20 protein-coding genes are annotated in these 16,219 nt (G+C 38.8%); 2 read left to right on the top strand and 18 right to left on the bottom strand.

The annotated features are described in order from the left end of the window. Positions 1–251: 251 nt before the first annotated feature. The 11 genes from PUND_RS09700 to PUND_RS09655 form a co-directional block, all read right to left on the bottom strand. Positions 252–431: a glycine zipper domain-containing protein gene (locus PUND_RS09700; protein WP_010390049.1), complete on the bottom strand. Its 180-nt coding sequence runs from the start codon at positions 429–431 to the stop codon at positions 252–254. A 115-nt stretch (positions 432–546) separates the two neighbouring features. After that, a complete protein-coding gene (locus tag PUND_RS09695; RefSeq protein ID WP_010390050.1) occupies positions 547–891 on the bottom strand; it encodes a GNAT family N-acetyltransferase in 345 nt (114 codons plus the stop codon). 374 nt (positions 892–1,265) lie between these two features. Then, positions 1,266–1,499 (bottom strand): hypothetical protein, encoded by a 234-nt coding sequence (locus tag PUND_RS09690; RefSeq protein ID WP_010390051.1) that lies wholly within the window; start codon positions 1,497–1,499, stop codon positions 1,266–1,268. A gap of 138 nt (positions 1,500–1,637) precedes the next feature. Further along, the gene (locus PUND_RS09685) at positions 1,638–1,976 is read right to left on the bottom strand and encodes a hypothetical protein (protein ID WP_010390052.1); all 339 of its coding nucleotides are present in this window, start codon (positions 1,974–1,976) and stop codon (positions 1,638–1,640) included. A gap of 234 nt (positions 1,977–2,210) precedes the next feature. Then, on the bottom strand, positions 2,211–2,681 hold the full coding sequence (locus PUND_RS09680; protein WP_021033138.1) for a hypothetical protein: 471 nt from the start codon (positions 2,679–2,681) through the stop codon (positions 2,211–2,213). 50 nt (positions 2,682–2,731) lie between these two features. Next, positions 2,732–2,857 carry a hypothetical protein gene (locus tag PUND_RS18440; protein ID WP_276311924.1) on the bottom strand — a complete coding sequence of 42 codons (126 nt, stop codon included), beginning with the start codon at positions 2,855–2,857 and terminating at the stop codon, positions 2,732–2,734. A gap of 573 nt (positions 2,858–3,430) precedes the next feature. Continuing rightward, a complete protein-coding gene (locus PUND_RS09675; protein WP_010390054.1) occupies positions 3,431–4,117 on the bottom strand; it encodes a DUF4386 domain-containing protein in 687 nt (228 codons plus the stop codon). A 130-nt stretch (positions 4,118–4,247) separates the two neighbouring features. Then, complete coding sequence (locus tag PUND_RS09670) at positions 4,248–4,529, bottom strand: hypothetical protein (RefSeq protein WP_010390055.1); 282 nt, start codon at positions 4,527–4,529, stop codon at positions 4,248–4,250. 196 nt (positions 4,530–4,725) lie between these two features. Further along, entirely contained in the window at positions 4,726–5,112 is a 387-nt protein-coding gene (locus PUND_RS09665; protein WP_010390056.1) for a hypothetical protein, read from the bottom strand. A gap of 86 nt (positions 5,113–5,198) precedes the next feature. Next, entirely contained in the window at positions 5,199–5,663 is a 465-nt protein-coding gene (locus PUND_RS09660) for a hypothetical protein (protein ID WP_010390057.1), read from the bottom strand. A 43-nt stretch (positions 5,664–5,706) separates the two neighbouring features. Beyond that, on the bottom strand, positions 5,707–6,642 hold the full coding sequence (locus tag PUND_RS09655) for a hypothetical protein (RefSeq protein ID WP_010390058.1): 936 nt from the start codon (positions 6,640–6,642) through the stop codon (positions 5,707–5,709). 378 nt (positions 6,643–7,020) lie between these two features. On the opposite strand from PUND_RS09655, the gene gloA reads away from it, so the two are divergent. Then, complete coding sequence (gloA, locus tag PUND_RS09650; RefSeq protein ID WP_010390059.1) at positions 7,021–7,548, top strand: lactoylglutathione lyase; 528 nt, start codon at positions 7,021–7,023, stop codon at positions 7,546–7,548. Between the two features lie 62 nt (positions 7,549–7,610). On the opposite strand, the gene PUND_RS09645 is transcribed toward gloA, so the two are convergent. The 7 genes from PUND_RS09645 to bioB form a co-directional block, all read right to left on the bottom strand. Further along, the gene (locus PUND_RS09645; protein WP_010390060.1) at positions 7,611–7,943 is read right to left on the bottom strand and encodes a hypothetical protein; all 333 of its coding nucleotides are present in this window, start codon (positions 7,941–7,943) and stop codon (positions 7,611–7,613) included. A 160-nt stretch (positions 7,944–8,103) separates the two neighbouring features. Beyond that, complete coding sequence (gene htpX / locus PUND_RS09640; protein ID WP_010390062.1) at positions 8,104–8,967, bottom strand: protease HtpX; 864 nt, start codon at positions 8,965–8,967, stop codon at positions 8,104–8,106. A gap of 262 nt (positions 8,968–9,229) precedes the next feature. Next, positions 9,230–10,777 (bottom strand): FAD-dependent oxidoreductase, encoded by a 1,548-nt coding sequence (locus PUND_RS09635; protein ID WP_010390063.1) that lies wholly within the window; start codon positions 10,775–10,777, stop codon positions 9,230–9,232. 156 nt (positions 10,778–10,933) lie between these two features. Continuing rightward, the gene (gene bioD / locus PUND_RS09630) at positions 10,934–11,617 is read right to left on the bottom strand and encodes a dethiobiotin synthase (RefSeq protein ID WP_010390065.1); all 684 of its coding nucleotides are present in this window, start codon (positions 11,615–11,617) and stop codon (positions 10,934–10,936) included. 10 nt (positions 11,618–11,627) lie between these two features. After that, positions 11,628–12,461 (bottom strand): methyltransferase domain-containing protein, encoded by an 834-nt coding sequence (locus tag PUND_RS09625; RefSeq protein WP_010390066.1) that lies wholly within the window; start codon positions 12,459–12,461, stop codon positions 11,628–11,630. Next, on the bottom strand, positions 12,458–13,612 hold the full coding sequence (locus PUND_RS09620; RefSeq protein WP_010390067.1) for an aminotransferase class I/II-fold pyridoxal phosphate-dependent enzyme: 1,155 nt from the start codon (positions 13,610–13,612) through the stop codon (positions 12,458–12,460). The genes PUND_RS09625 and PUND_RS09620 overlap by 4 nt, the downstream gene beginning before the upstream one ends. A gap of 14 nt (positions 13,613–13,626) precedes the next feature. Further along, positions 13,627–14,667 carry a biotin synthase BioB gene (gene bioB, locus PUND_RS09615; protein ID WP_010390068.1) on the bottom strand — a complete coding sequence of 347 codons (1,041 nt, stop codon included), beginning with the start codon at positions 14,665–14,667 and terminating at the stop codon, positions 13,627–13,629. 95 nt (positions 14,668–14,762) lie between these two features. Here bioB and bioA point away from each other — a divergent pair, with 95 nt between their 5' ends. Next, positions 14,763–16,064: an adenosylmethionine--8-amino-7-oxononanoate transaminase gene (gene bioA / locus PUND_RS09610; protein ID WP_010390069.1), complete on the top strand. Its 1,302-nt coding sequence runs from the start codon at positions 14,763–14,765 to the stop codon at positions 16,062–16,064. Positions 16,065–16,219: the final 155 nt, after the last annotated feature.

The following is a 16,219-nucleotide window of genomic DNA, read 5'->3' as shown; positions in this document are numbered from 1 at the left end:
GGCTGCTTTTTCTAAGCCTTTTATATCTGAATTGCTTGCGAAAGCCATTTGATCGACGAAATCCAGCCTATTCTGAATCAGTTTAATTTAGTTTTCTAAATCAGTTTAATAGGCTTAGCGTCACTATTTACAAGTGCATTAAAACTTAAAAATAGTAACAATATCCAAATAAATTTCATGTCCATAATCTTTCTTCAAAACCTAACACTCTTATTAATTAGCTTGGACATAATATCTATTTGTCATCTTTTTTAGAGTCTTCTTTTTTTTTGCATACTAACCCCAAAAGCAATACCTAACGCTATTCCAACTGCCAACCCTGCACCAATATTACCCATTGAAGCGCCAATAGCTAAGCCGACACCAACACCAAGCGCTATGCCAGCACCAACTTTATTTGATTTAGTTTTGTCTTTTTTATCTGATGACATTTTATAACTCCCGTGTTTGAATTGGGCTCAGCATTTTTAAAGCAAACTAAGGCATTGTTAAGCGCAAAATAATGGTTATTATTACGTGTTAGCAACTTATTATATGCAAATTCCTCTATATTGGTTTTATCATATGAACAGTTTTAGGCTTAAAACCTATATTTTGATAAAAGCTATCCGCTATCTTATTATTTGCAAAGACCTCTAGATGTAACAACCTACAGCCTAAGTTTTTAGCCCTCTTTTCACCCTGTTCAATTAAACGTTTACCTAAGCCCAAACCTTGCGATTTTGGTGATACGGCAAGAAGCGGTATAGTTCCACAAGTTTCACCTGAAATTCCATCCACATGTGTTCGTACATGAATAAAACCCAATGAAATATTATTGATCTCAGCGATAAAGGTGATGTTTGGTTTCGCTGTTTCTTGAAGCATTTTTGAAATGTAATCATTTTGCATTTTTTGAATAGCTTCGTCACTATGCCAATCTAGCTGAGCAACTTCAGCTAAATGAGGCGAAAGTTCAAAAATAAATGGGTGAACACTTTTTTCGCTTCCCTAATGACAACTAAATTTTCCATACGAACCTTTGAATAATACTCATAAATCTGAATTGCATATAACGAACCTGTAGATTAAGTCGTTTTAAATTTATTTTAATTGATGCATTAACCATAGCCGAGTTGCTATTTTGGTTCAATCGGTTACTTCGATTTACATAAAATATAAAAAAGAGGGTTTGCTGTTGTTTGAATTGGCGTTTTGGAAGGTATCACAAGTGTTTAAGTGGCTTATTTGCAGAGGTACAAGATCCCCTTTTTTCTATTAACCCCTTATTTTGCAAAAAAGCGTATTTTTACCTCTTTTAACGTGCTTAAAAATACAGAAAAAGCACAAACACCACCACCAATAAATGCAATTTGAAAGCTAGACAGCGACGAAAAACTAAATTGCTCAGAATACATGTATTGCCCTAATAACTGTGCAAAGGTAGCTACACCTAAAATAATTAACAATGGGCACACAACTAGCGTAAACCAAAACCAAATACGTCTAATACTTTTCATAAAAACTTCCTTTTACCTTAAATTTAACTCAGAGAGATTTATTAGCAAGTGAGCCACCCGCATTTTATTTTAAAAGTAGCTTATAAGATTGCCGCATGAATTTGATGTCTGAAGTCGAGATTTGACCTTTTTTTTAATTTATTGAAACTTTCGAATTAACATATTTGCATTATCTATGTGATCTTGGCATTTTTGTTTAGATAGTAAATTATCATCTAAAGGCTTGTTTTTGTCAGCATATTCAAATGAATTAATGTAATCAACTTGAGCACTGAAAAAGCTGTAGCTCAAATCAGAGCTAGCTTCTAACTCAAGGTTTAAATAACTATTAAGCTCACTATCTAATCGGTTATACTCATTTAACTTAGAGCCACTGACTTGGTTATTTATCTGCTCACAAAGTATTAAGCCCGCAGAAGTTTTTCCTGCAAGAGCAAAATCAACATTCAAAGAAGCCACAAAAAATAAAGTAAACATGCGTTATAACTCCTTTGAAACGGTATAAAAATAAATATTAATAAATTCCGATAAAATTGCAATAAACAGGAGCAGCAATAACAATAGCTCAGAAACTGAAAAAATGGCCATTACTGGAAGCATAGAGCAGCAAAGTCTTACTCCCTCCACTAATAACAGCTTTACCAGTGGGCTTATTATACTTAACTTTGCCGTAGTAAACTAAAAAAGCAAACCCTATTATTATTAGCCCTATCATTTCGGTTCAATCATCCCTCTGAGGTATAATTCATGTAAGGCTTTTTCTTCATTGACCATGGCCATAGTTCGAACACCACTAGCAAGCACAGTAACTAGAGCGGCAAACATCCCAAGCTTCACTGCAGTTGTGGTCCTAACTTTAGCCTGACCAGCTAACTCAGCCGTTAATTTACTATTAGAAACTGAGTTAAAGGCTGCTTTCCCCCCTGCTTTAACTCCGCTTTTTGATATTTCTAATAGTATTTCACCGATTAAAGGTGCTGAACCAGCAAACGTTCTCATATCTAGACCTATAAAACTCAAGGCAGATGATACTCCGTTACTACTTTCATAGTGTGCTTTTAATTCTGAATTACTTAATGACCATTTAAACTTGAATTTATCAGCTACTATAAGTGGAGGGATAGCAAATAAAGTACCATGCAGCTTTCGATTTATTTCGCGGACTTTATTAATCTCCGCCATTACTTTCATCCGTTGAATATGGTCTAGCTGCCTATAGACAACGATACCTGTCAAGATGTATAAATGTTATCGACTTTACGTAAATCTTTCTCGTGAGGCCCTAGCCCTATTAGTTTTATATAAAAACCTAATGGATCTGATTGTGCTAATTTAGTTGCGTAATTCCTTTCACTCATATTCATTCCTAAACTGTATTGAAAATTATTTATTAAATTTAAAAGGTATTTTAGATAAAATCTAAATGACGCCAGTAATTCAAACAATATATTTTTCTAAAATACTAACTAAAAGTGTAAAACTATCAGAGCACATTATCAATGCCTACATACAAATTCAAGCGACAAAAATATGTCAACTCATGACGAGCCCATAAAATTTGAATGATGTAATGAATAACAGTCAAAGCGCACAGCCTATTTTAAACTATATTTATTTCTACCAAAGAAATTATAAATAAAATCGCCTATGCACTTGAATAAATTACTACATTAAACATTTTTTACTAATACTTCTCGGTAGCTACACCTAAAATAATTAACAATGTCACACAACTAGCGTAAACCAAATACGTTTAATACCTTTCATAAATAATCCTTTTCCTTAATTTAACTCAGAGATTAATTAGCCGGTGAGCCACCAGCATTTTATTTTAAAAACAGCTTATAAGATTGCCGCATGAATTTGATGTCTGAAGTCAAGATTTGACCCCTTTGGTTCTACAGACCTCTTTGGTTCTACATTTGTCCTTGTTAGGCATTATTTTTATCAGGTTGGATGTTTATTCCTTTGATTAACAACCAAAGCCCAAACGTTATTTCAAAAAAAGCTCCCGGCATCATGAAGTAACTCAATACTTGAGGTGGATTAAGTAGAACAATATTTGAAAAACCATACACCACCATCGAAATATAAGTGAATAGTCCCCAAAGAACCAACCACTTAGGTACGTAATTGGAAACGTAGAACAAATACATGAAAATCGTGGCACCAATACCCATGATAATTAAAAGAACATCCCACATCGAGCCACTTATTTTCACAAATATGCTAGCTAATGTATGCAGCTGCTCATCTTGAAATACAGTTGAAAATTCTGGATTCTTTAAAACTGCTATCACTGCCAATGTAATGATTGTTGCGACAAAGCCGAGAAGCCCTTCTCCAAACCTGAAAAGTAGTGCCACGAGAGCAAAATTTTTGTTTATCGTTTTAGTAACTAAGTACTGTGCCCATGAAGCCCAAATAACCGCTATAAACATAATAATATCTATAGTTTGAGCAAGTCTGAACTTAATCTCAACCTCATCAAAGGCCCCAAAGTTGTATATACCTTGCTTAAATAGTAGTGAATTAAACATCCCTAAAATTATATAAATCAAGTACGCAGCACCTAAATGCTTAACATACAACTTAAATGATGAACCATTATTCCCCATTGATAATTATCCTGTGATTGCTGAGTGTTTAAATGCCTAACGCCGAGATAAAGGGCCGGAGCTGCACAGCAGTGGAGGTCCAGCCCTCAGGCCCTTTTGTGGGCGGTCTTTGATTACCTGGTTATATTTTTTAATTTTGAATGTTAGCATCCAAAATTTTCTTACATGCGACAAGCTGATTAAACAACTCTTCTGTAGAATACTCATATGCTCTTTGAGCTAGTGTGCTTTCAATTTGATTATAAACACTAAGGTTCTTGTTAAACTTGCTCTCTTCTTCCTTTGTCACAACCTTACGTACAATCATTTCTGAATACGTGTGAACACCAAAAGCTAATGAAATAACACGATGCTCTATAAACTGCCTAACAAGGTCATCATCGAATTCATTTGTATCAATTTCAGAAATCACCTTATTAATTGGCTTGCAATTCTTCTAGTGTTTATAGCTGCATAATGCCTACTTATTGATTTACATATAACAACGCCGCACTAAGAGTGCAAAAAATTGTTGGCTAAAATGTTGAACGGAGTGAAAATACCCAACTGTTTTTTGTGATCTTCACCCGATAAAGTGGACACCGTCCACGTTTCAATTAACTGCCAATTCAAACTCGGCAGGTAACTTTTACCCAACGCCCAAATCTAATTATCTGTTGTGGGGTATACTCCATTATCCAAGAGCTATCTGCTGCAACTACAAGCATATGTTTTTGATTAAAGTAATCGTCTGGTTTCTTAAGCAGAGCATCCCAAGTTGTTTGCTGAAGTTCAGACCAAGCAGTATCGGTTAAAATGACTTCGATGGAATCCGAAATCTCTTTGCTATTTAACCAAGACTCCAATTTTTGGATATGAGTTAGATCTTCAAATGAAGCCATTACCCACTCGCTGGTTTCATCAACGCCAGAATCCCAAACAACTTCGTGCAAATGAGGTTCTACGAGTTTTCTAACATCTCTGCTTCGTAATGCTTGATTAAGAAGGTTGACCATCCATAGTTACCTAACGCCGCCAACACGCGCAGCTTTTTAGTGGAGGCGAAGCCGCAACGGAATAGCTGTCGCCGTGATTGGCCTTGTTAACTGCTGGCATTTTCGAGCAACTTTTTCACTACAGTTTCTAAATAGTCCGGCTCTGGAAAAAGCGATTTGGTATAAAGCCAGTTTCGGCGTGGCCCTATTGTGAATGTGCCAGTTCTTGCTTTGTAACCGGGATTCACATGATAGGCTCCTGAGCCAAGAATCGCCTTGGCTTCGGCTTTTGAAAGAACCCATTGAGGACCACCTTTCCCTGGTCTATTGTCATCAATTCGACAGGAAAGGCCTTGCTCTGTAACCGCCAACCAAGTTTTCTGTTTAGATGTCCTAAACACAAGAATTTCCCGAAGACTATCCTCTGCTTGATTATCCGAGGCATTCTCAGGTTCCGTCTCTTCCTGCTCTGGTGCTCTAAGATATGTTCGGTACGCCAATACAGCCATTACAACAGCAGTCACGGCTGTAACGATCTGTGTAATCACTTGTGTCCAAACAGGAAAGCTCATTTAGATATATTTCTCTCAACTATCGAGGCAGTTAACGCCGCAATCACCGGCTTGTCCGCTGCATTGCTTTGTTAAATTCATTAGCATCACAGTTTATCAAAATGGTTGCCGGTGGCTCCATCATAAAACCTCCACCTTGATCTGATGGCAGATATTCTAGCAACTCTCTCGCTAATTCTGAGTTGTTATTTGTCATTTCAAGGTGGCTATAGAGAACTGATTTGAGCCATCCTCTAAATGAATTCCGATACCTCTCATCTTTGATATCTACGGGATTATCCTTTTGAATAGGAGTGCCAATTTTTAACTTGTATAACGCTTCTGCAAAAGTAGGCAAACAACATGTGAAAACACACTCCTCATATCCACTGATGGTTCTGATGAGATTGCCTTTTTTAGTTTTTAGCTTCGCATGCTTTCGAGTTGGGGCGCTCAAAGGCTCAGCCATATCAGCAGACATATAGAAGAAGTCGTATTCTGTTCCTTTCACTTTATGAAATATGCCGAGAGAGCCAACAGATGGCAAAATAGCACCACTTAGAATATCCGGCTTACACTCAAAAGGTGGATATGGGAGTACGTCAGGCCGTCTTGATAACAAATCCCATTGCTCTAAGTTAGCTTTGAAACTCGTCTGAGCGATGTTGTTCGGCCAGCTTGAGCAAATATTAGGGTGCTTCTCATTAGATTTTTTAGCTTGAAGCAATGTAGCCCTAGCTTCAAATACTGGCTTGGTTTTATAAGATACAATCAAAAGGTCGGAAATTTCACACCTAGCTGAAGGCCGACCCCAAGTTCCTTGGCCATTGAATACAACTTGATGCTTCATTCCGTGAAACTCTTCTAGTTTGAAAGATTTGTTCAAGGAACCAAAACTCCGCATCAATGCGCGGAATTGCTGCACTTCAGAGAATCTAGATTTAGATGACTCTATCTTCCATGCATTTAATAAGGCAGCAGCGAAATGTTGGCTTGTCACTTAATACTCCGTGTGAATTTAACAACTTTGTCTACGACAACTGTCGTTTTATAAACCGACAAATGTCCATATATTACATTGCATTTATCTTAACCCTCAAATAAACACCTGTAAACAACTAGTTAACTACAGCTCATACTTCATAAATGCAGAGATACCCCAAAATGGTGGAGATCAGTAATATTGGACAAAACACCATTACTGTATAAATAAACAGTACCGCTAAATATGCCATTTTTCGCTTATAAAACATTCAGCTCACTGGCTGGTAATTTAGCTAGGTGGTTTTAATTTTTGCCGCTGTTGATTATGATGTTCGTATTCCCTGCCTTTTTAAATCCATTAAGGTTTTTCAGTCATTTTATTAAGGATTATCTCATGTCTAGCTATAACGAATCTCCAGAGCAAATTGCACAGGCCACTGAGGGCTATGTGATGCAGCAAACTATGTTGCGTATTAAAGATCCAAAACCGTCGCTGGCATTTTATGAAAACGTATTGGGTATGAAACTATTAGGTAAATACGACTTTCCTGGTATGGAATTTACCTTGTACTTTTTAGGCTATGAGCAAGATATGCCAAAAGGCGATGATAAAGAAAAAACTCAATGGGTGTTTCGCCGCCCTGCGCTGATTGAGCTTACCCATAACTGGGGCACTGAAAACGACGACAGCTTTAGCGGTTATCACAGTGGTAATGAAGAACCAAAAGGCTTTGGCCATATTGGTATTAGCGTACCTGATGTATATGCAGCGTGCGAACGCTTTGCTAAATACGATGTGGAGTTTGTAAAACAGCCAGATGGCGGCTCAATGAAAGGCCTTGCCTTTATTAAAGACCCAGACGGTTACTGGATTGAAATACTCTCACCAGAGGGAATTACCGATATTATTTTTGGTAAATAACCCATATACAGAATATTAAAAAGCCAGCAAACAAGCTGGCTTTTGTGTTTCTAAATAAACAATTACTTATAAGTAAAAGTCACTTCATCCATTTTAGCTAAAACACCTGAATCAGACTCAGAAAAAGTAACTTTATCAGTTACTGCGGTAATATTATTAAAGGTGATAACTACTTCTCCTTCCATTACTGTATCGCCATTGTTAAAGCTAACGCTGTTTGATGTGGTCTGAAATTTATTTTTATAGTCAAATGAAAGGTGTACGTCACCTATATATGTTTGGGTTTTATTATCCGAAGAGAAAACTTGTTTGTTTGCTGTAATTACATGCTGATTAGCTAAAACAACACTTGGTAAAGCAATTGCAACAACGACTAATACTTTAAGTAACTTCATATTTATTTCCTTATATTAGAGAGCTTATAACAAATAAAAAATTAATGAGTGTTTTTTGTACTCCACATTAAGCTTGCATAAAAGGTACTAGATTGCAAGTATTGCAAGTATAAAAAAACCAGCTGTTAAGCTGGCTTTGTATATTTACTAATTTACGTAATTACTTGCGTAGTGCGTCTATACGTGCATCAAGCGGTGGGTGAGATGAAAACAACTCAGCCATGCCTTTACCACTGGCAATACCAAAGGCCATCATTGAGCCTTCTAATTGCGATGGGTGGTTTTGCTTTAATCGCTCAAGGGCTGAACGCATTTTATCTGCGCCTACCAACTGAGCTGCACCGTTGTCGGCTGCAAATTCACGCTTGCGGCTGTAATGGGCAACCACCACACTGGCTAATACACCAAATAATACTTGGAATAACATATCGAATAAGAAGTAAGTCCAGCTGCTGCCGCCCTCTTCTTCATCGCTATTTATAAAATTATCTACAATGCCCGCCAGCACTTTTGCGGCAAAAATAACAAAGGTATTAACCACGCCTTGAATAAGCGTTAGCGTTACCATGTCGCCATTAGCCACGTGCGATACTTCGTGTGCAAGCACCGCTTCAGCTTGATCTTGGGTCATGCTGTGTAATAAACCCGTACTTACCGCCACCAGCGAGTTATTTTTACTTGGGCCGGTTGCAAAAGCGTTCATTTCTGGGCTGTCGTAAATAGCCACTTCAGGCATATTAATACCGGCTTTTTTAGCTTGCGTAGCAACGGTATTCATTAACCACTGCTCGGTTTCGTTACTTGGTTTAGTAATAACCTGTGCACCGGTTGATTTTTTCGCCATCCATTTCGACATATATAAAGAAATAAACGACCCACCAAAACCAAATACAGCAGCTATTAATAAAATACCACCCAGGCTACGATGGCTTAAGCCCAGCGCACTCATTATGATTGAAAGCACAACACCTAATACCAACATAACCGCTAAGTTAGTTAATAAAAACAAAAATACACGTTTCATACATGGTCTCCAAAAATAACATTTATTGCTGAGCGATTTCTTTTTGTTGATCGGCCATAGCAATTACTGCGTTATGACACACTATGTCATAACGTCAACGCTATTCTGTGACAAACTATGTCATAACGCAAGGGATATTTTTAAAGTTTTATATATATTTAATTAAGTTAAACTTTTTAGGATTTTTTCTGTTCAACAGTAAAAACTCACTTATAAAAACAATATAATTCAATAAGTTATTCCATTTTTATACTATGCGCTTTTATATACCGTGATTAACATTTGCCATATCTGTGGGGAAGCCTCGCTCTTTTGCAAGTACTTGTGCAATTTTACTTATATCTTCATTGCGACTGTTCTGAAGGTAGGCCCATTGGTGATGCTTACGGTGGTTATTACTGTCGTGTTCTGTGCAAATTAAACCAAGCTTTATAAATTCAGCTACTATTTCGTCAGCAGCGATTAAAGTTGATGACGCTTTTACATTTTCAGCTCGTGCGTAGCTAATATGCGAATATAAACTTACGTCGGCAACGCGCAAGGTGTCGTCTTCGCCTGGGATCTGTTGGCCGCCAAACAAGGCATTGTTTTGCGTATTAGCGTTTTTAAATGCTGGTACAAACTCAGCTACATAATCAATCGCTTTTTGACCACGTGCTTTTAGCACCTGCTGATCCCAACCATTATTTATATAATTTAAGTACTTAGCAGGCAGTTGTGGCTGTGCCGTTTGCTCGGCTGTATCTGCTAGGCCATCGTTAAACAAGGTAATTGAGTTAGTCATACCATGAATTTGATAAAAGCCATTAGGGTACGGCGTTAATTGTGCCATGCCCTCGGGTGTGCCTCGGTTACCATAAATAATAATTTCGGGTATTTTCCCGCCAGCGCCTTGCCAGTGTGCAATGTATGAGGCTTTAAATTCGACCATACGCTTGGGCTTTACGCCTACCATGTCATCAACAATACCGGTTTGAAAGCCACAGGCGTTTATAAGGTAATCTACTTCTGCTGTTTGGGTCGTGTTGCTTTGGTTGTTTTGGTATTCAATTTTCCATTTTGGCATTTGATTGTTAGCACTACTTTGCTCAACTTTGCTGACTTGCTTTACCTCTGTGCTGGTAAGCACGTTAGCGTGTTCGTACTGGGCAAGCGCAAGTTGCGCACTTGCTGATAATCTAAATATATTCCAACCGTATTCTTGAACAACAATAAGTGGGTATTTTACTTTGTTTAAGTTTAAATGCTTAGCAACGGGGATCATCCACTCATCTTGCGTTTTAGGCTCAGTAACCTGCTCTTTTTTACTCAAGGTTATCATTTGCTCATGGCTATAAAGCTGATAGTAATTATCAGGCTCGCCAAGAACTTTATTATTATGATCTTGTTCAATTAAGTCTTTATATGCATTAGTAAGCTTGTCTAACCTTGGCAGTAAATCATCCGGTGAATCATCATCACGCGTTGGCACAGCAAATACAGTTGGGCGTACATCTATGCTGTAAGGATATAGTCGTAAAATATCGATACATTGTTTGAGTAAATCTATACAGTCTTGATCTGGAATTTCACGGTATAAATTACCACCGGCGTGCAGATGGCACATAGGAGGGCCGTCAATAAGTGACGTTTTTTTCTCAAATACAGTCGTTTTTATGCCTAATGCCGCAAGGCGAATCGCAATTGTTGCCCCTGCAGTTCCCCCACCTAAAATACCTACACGGGTTTTAGGCAGAGCACTTTTTGGTAGATCTGATTCTGCCTTCACCTGTGTATTATAAGCGTAGTTCTTAATAAATGGGTGGGTCATGGTATTTGTTATTTCCTTAGTAACAATAGCACTGTGTAATTAGCGTTATATATGCATACAGGGTGTGTATTTCAAGGCGCTAAACATATTTATTAAACCGGTGTATTTAATATATATACTGCTTTGTATATTTATAAAATTACAAAGCAGTATAGTTTAGGCATTTATAGCAAGTGCAGTAAGAAGAGTTTTATAAATTTGTAATTTAGGGGTTTGCTCGGTATAGGGGCTTATAGCAAGCAACGGGAATGGTAAACGTGTTTTAAGCGAATCTAGGTTTGCTTGGTATTCATCCATCGTGGCATCAACTTGGTTGGCAATCCAGCCAATGCAATTAACACCCATACTTTGCATATGTGCTGCAGTGAGTAATGCATGATTTATACAGCCTAGTTTCATCCCTACTACTAATATTACGGGTAGTTGCTCTGCTTTTACCCAGTCATATAAATATTCGTTGTCGTTAATTGGCAATGCCCAGCCGCCCGCACCTTCTGTTAGCAGGTAGTCTGCACCTTGTTGCTTCACATTTTTATAAGCGGTAAGTAGCTTTTCAACGCTTAGGGTTACTCCCACTTGCTCTGCTGCAATGTGCGGAGCTATGGCGGGCTCAAAAGCAAACGGATTAATAATGTCGTATTTAGCACTCACAGTCGCGCTTTCCATTAGCATTAAGGCATCGGCATTCACGAGCTGATCAAACGCAAGTTCACACCCTGATGCAATCGGTTTAAAACCTATTGCACGCTGCTTATGTTGGGCGAGTAACTTTAATAGCAAACTAGTTACGTGGGTTTTACCAGCGTCGGTATCGGTACCGGTAATAAAAAATTGCTGCATTGCCTTACCTTTAAATTTTTGCTTTTTCTAATGATAACAATACCACATGGTAAGATACATGGGCTTGGTTGTTTATAAGCGGATACGCCGCACATACTTTTTGTAGCGCCGATTTAGTTAATAAACCAGGGCGTTGCGTTGCTTTATTTTGCGACGTTGCCCCAATGGCTTTAATTGAACTAATCGCTTTAAGCGGGCTTGTAAACTCATCAGTATAAATAACCTCTGCCGCGTTATTAACAATAAACCCTGCCTTTTTGACCGATTGGTTTATATTATCGCTACTTAAAAAGTTATTAATGTGGCTATGCGAATCGAGCGCGGCAAACGCCGTTTTTATTTCATGTAGTGAGCCTTCTACCACCGTACTTATGTACGCCTGCCCACCGGGCTTTAAAGCTGAATATAATGAATGCATTAGCATTTCAAAATTAGCCGACCATTGCATTGCAAAATTACTAAATACCACATCAATACTATTTTGTTGAAAGGGTAAATTATCCATGTCGGCGCAAATACGCGGTGCGGTTACTGCACTATTTTTAAGCATGGTAAGGCTTAAATCCATGGCAATTACCTGTTTATATATTCCTTGTAACTCTTCGGTATTCACTAACGGCCCAGCGCCTAAATCAACACAATGTTTGTGCTTTGTGCTCGCATCAAGCTCAATGAGTTTAATTAAATCGATTGCGGCTTGTTTTTGTACATGCGCATGAGTTACATATTGGTTTGCCGCCGTTGAAAACCTGCGTTGCGTTACCTGCTTTAAACTATTAACAGCTAAACAAGCTAACGGTGACTTTATACGCGAGTTCGTATTTGCAGCTTGTGCGTTTATCATGCAATGGCCTTTTTTAAACAATTTACCAATGTTGTAATATCTTGCTCGGTATGGGCGGCGGTTAAGGTAACGCGAAGCCTTGAGGTATTATGCTGCACCGTGGGCGGGCGAATAGCGGTTAGCCAAATTCCCTGCTGTTTGAGCTGCTCACAGGCTTTTAAGGTCTGTTCGGCACACCCTAAAATTAGGGGTTGAATGGCAGTTGTTGAATCCATTAAGGCAATTTTGTGTTCATTGGCTAAACGTTTAAATAAAGCAATATTAGCGTTTAATTTGGCACGCTTGTGGCTAGCATCACGTATGGTTTTAATTCTTGATAATGTATGCAAAGCAATAAATGGCGACATTGCAGTCGAATAAGTGTAATCGCGGTTAAACTGCAGCATGTAATCAATAAATTCACTTGAACCTAATACACACGCCCCGCTACTTGCCACCGCTTTACCAAAGGTGATCACTAAAATATCTGGCAAATTATCTGCCGCTATAAGTGGCTCACAGCTTCCCAAACCCGATTTACCCAGTACGCCAAAGCCATGCGCATCGTCTATCATTAACCAGGCGTTATGTGCTTTAGCTAAACTCAGTAACTCAATTAAAGGTGCTTGGTCGCCATCCATCGAGAATACACCCTCACTCACGATCAATTTATACTTAGCATTGGACTTTTCGAGCCGTGAACGTAAATGATTCATGTCGTTATGGTTAAAGCGCACAAGTGCTGCGTTTGCATGCAATGCGCCGTCGATTAAGCTCGCATGATTAAGTTTATCCTGAAAAATCGCACTTTGTTGAGCAATGGCTTTATCTTGAAATAGCGCTTTTATAACACTGCTATTAGCACTAAAGCCCGAATTAAACAGCATGGCATTGTTATAGCCCAACTGAGCACATAAGTATTTTTCGAGCTGTTGCTGCGCACCTTGATAGCCAGTAACTAAAGCAGAACTATGACTTCCTAAGCTCTGCATGCCTTCAAACACAGTGGGCTCATCGGCAAAGCCTAGGTAGTCGTTACTAGCAAAATTAAGATAGTGTTTATTATCAACTATAATTTCACGCGCACTGGCTTGCTCAATAACATAACGTTTGCGGTTGAGCGCGCTTTGCTGGCGCGCTTGTAAATGGCTATTTATAAAATCAAATGACATAGCAATACACAATGTTAAGCAGGATAAAACAATTCTGAACTGGCTTTATCGGCCACTTTAGAAGATAACGACGCAGCAACGGCTTCATCTGAATAGTCTTCGGCCGTTTCAGGGTTCATACCCAGCTTTTTAATTAATTGCATATCGGCATCTGCTTCTGGGTTTTCAGTAGTAAGAAGTTTATCACCATAAAAAATGGAATTAGCACCGGCAAAAAAACACATCGATTGCATTTGCTCATTCATTGCGCTGCGCCCTGCCGATAAACGTACATAGCTGTGCGGCATCATAATACGCGCGGTGGCAATAGTACGAATAAACTCAAACTGATCTAAGTCGTCTACGTTTTCAAGCGGTGTTCCTTTTACTTTTACTAGCATATTAATAGGGACGCTTTCTGGTTGCTGCGGTAAATTAGCCAATTGCATTAATAACCCATAACGATCGCTGGGTTGCTCACCCATACCGACAATACCGCCAGAACAAACTTTCATACCGGCATCACGCACATGATCAATAGTGTTTAGTCTGTCTGCAAAGGTACGGGTAGATATAATTTGTTCGTAGTATTCAGGTGAGGTATCTAAATTATGATTATAGTAGTCAAGCCCTGCATCACTCAGCGCATGGGCTTTTTCATTGGTAAGCTTACCTAGGGTCATACAGGTTTCAAGGCCAAGCTCTTTTACTTCTTTAACCATTTTTGAAATGTACGGCATATCACGATCTTTAGGATCTGACCACGCAGCGCCCATACAAAAACGGGTGGCGCCTTTTTGTTTTGCAAGGCGTGCTTGCTCTACTACTTTTTCTACTTCTAGCAGGCGCTCTCGCTCTAGGTCGGTTTTATAATGACCTGATTGCGGGCAATATTTACAATCTTCAGGGCAAGCACCTGTTTTTATTGATAGTAAAGTAGAAATTTGCACCTGATTAGGATTAAAATTAGCACGGTGTACGGTCGCGGCTTTAAAAAGCAGATCGTTAAACGGCATTTCAAATAAGGCTTTAACCTCGCTATGGGTCCAATCGTGGCGAACTGTTGCAAGCTCCATAATACTCTCTTTTATTTTTTGCTCTTGGTGTTATTGGCTTAGAATACGTATTGTCGTACCATTGTCAACGAAACCCATATAGCTAAAGTTTACATATGAGCACAAAACACACAATAGACCTTGATTTTGACCGAAATCACATTTGGCACCCTTATACATCAATGACTCAACCAATTCCGGTTTATCCTGTTACAAACGCCAATCACAACCTTATACACCTAGAAACAGGCGAGAAACTCATCGACGGTATGGCCTCTTGGTGGAGCGCAATACATGGCTACAATCATCCCGTTTTAAATAATGCGATGACAGAGCAAATCAATAAAATGAGCCATGTAATGTTTGGCGGCATTACCCATTACAGCGCAGTGGAGCTTTGTAAAAAGCTAGTAGCAATAACGCCCGAGCATTTAAATAAAGTATTTTTAGCCGACAGCGGCTCGGTAAGTGTTGAAGTAGCGATTAAAATGGCGCTGCAGTATTGGTTAAGCCAAGGCATTAATACTAAACAAAAGTTAATGACTCCGTTTAAGGGCTATCATGGCGATACCTTTGCGGCCATGAGTGTGTGCGATCCGGTTAATTCTATGCATAGCTTGTACTCTGGCTTTTTACCTGAGCATGTATTTGTACCTGCACCTGTTAGCCAATTTCATGACGAGTTTAATCAAGCCGAGGCGGATGAACTAGAACACTATTTTTTAAAACACCACCAGCATGTTGCCGCCTTTATTATTGAACCCATAGTACAAAACGCGGGAGGAATGAACTTTTATCATCCTGAATATTTAGCCTGTGTGCGCAAGTTATGTACTCAATACGATGTATTGCTCATTTGTGATGAAATTGCCACAGGCTTTGGCCGTACAGGTATAATGTTTGCTGTAGAGCACGCCAATGTACAGCCAGATATACTTTGTATTGGCAAGGCACTCACCGGCGGCACCATGACCTTATCAGCCACGTTAACGACCGATAAAATAGCGATAGGCATTAGCGAAGGTGAAGCCGGTGTTTTGATGCACGGACCTACATTTATGGGCAATCCACTCGCCTGCGCTGTGGCATGTGCCAGTATAGACTTATTGCTTGAACAAGATTGGCAACAGCGAATTTGTGAAATAAACCAAGCACTTCAACAATTACATCAGTGTGGCTCACTTACTGATGTAGTTAATGTGCGCACTTTAGGTGCAATTGGCGTGGTAGAACTGACAGATGAGGCAGGAATAGTAGATGTAGCTAAAATACAGGCTTATTTTGTTAGCCAAGGAGTGTGGATACGCCCATTTGGTAAACTAATTTACTTAATGCCACCGTATATAAGTGACGATGCCAGTATTAAACAGCTTTGCGATGCTATATATAACGCCATAAAGGGTAAACATTACGTATAGATGGTTAATTATTTTAGCCACTAAAGTTAAAATTAAATTGATATTTCTATTTAGTTATTATTCCTCTGTAAAGTTTAGTAAATTTAACCCTTTGGCTTGATTTAGTGTGTTGATCTAAGGGATGTTTAGGGATATGATAATGACTATCATTTACA

Source organism: Pseudoalteromonas undina (assembly GCF_000238275.3).
Lineage (GTDB): Bacteria > Pseudomonadota > Gammaproteobacteria > Enterobacterales > Alteromonadaceae > Pseudoalteromonas > Pseudoalteromonas undina.
This window is presented reverse-complemented; position numbering and strand designations above follow the sequence as displayed.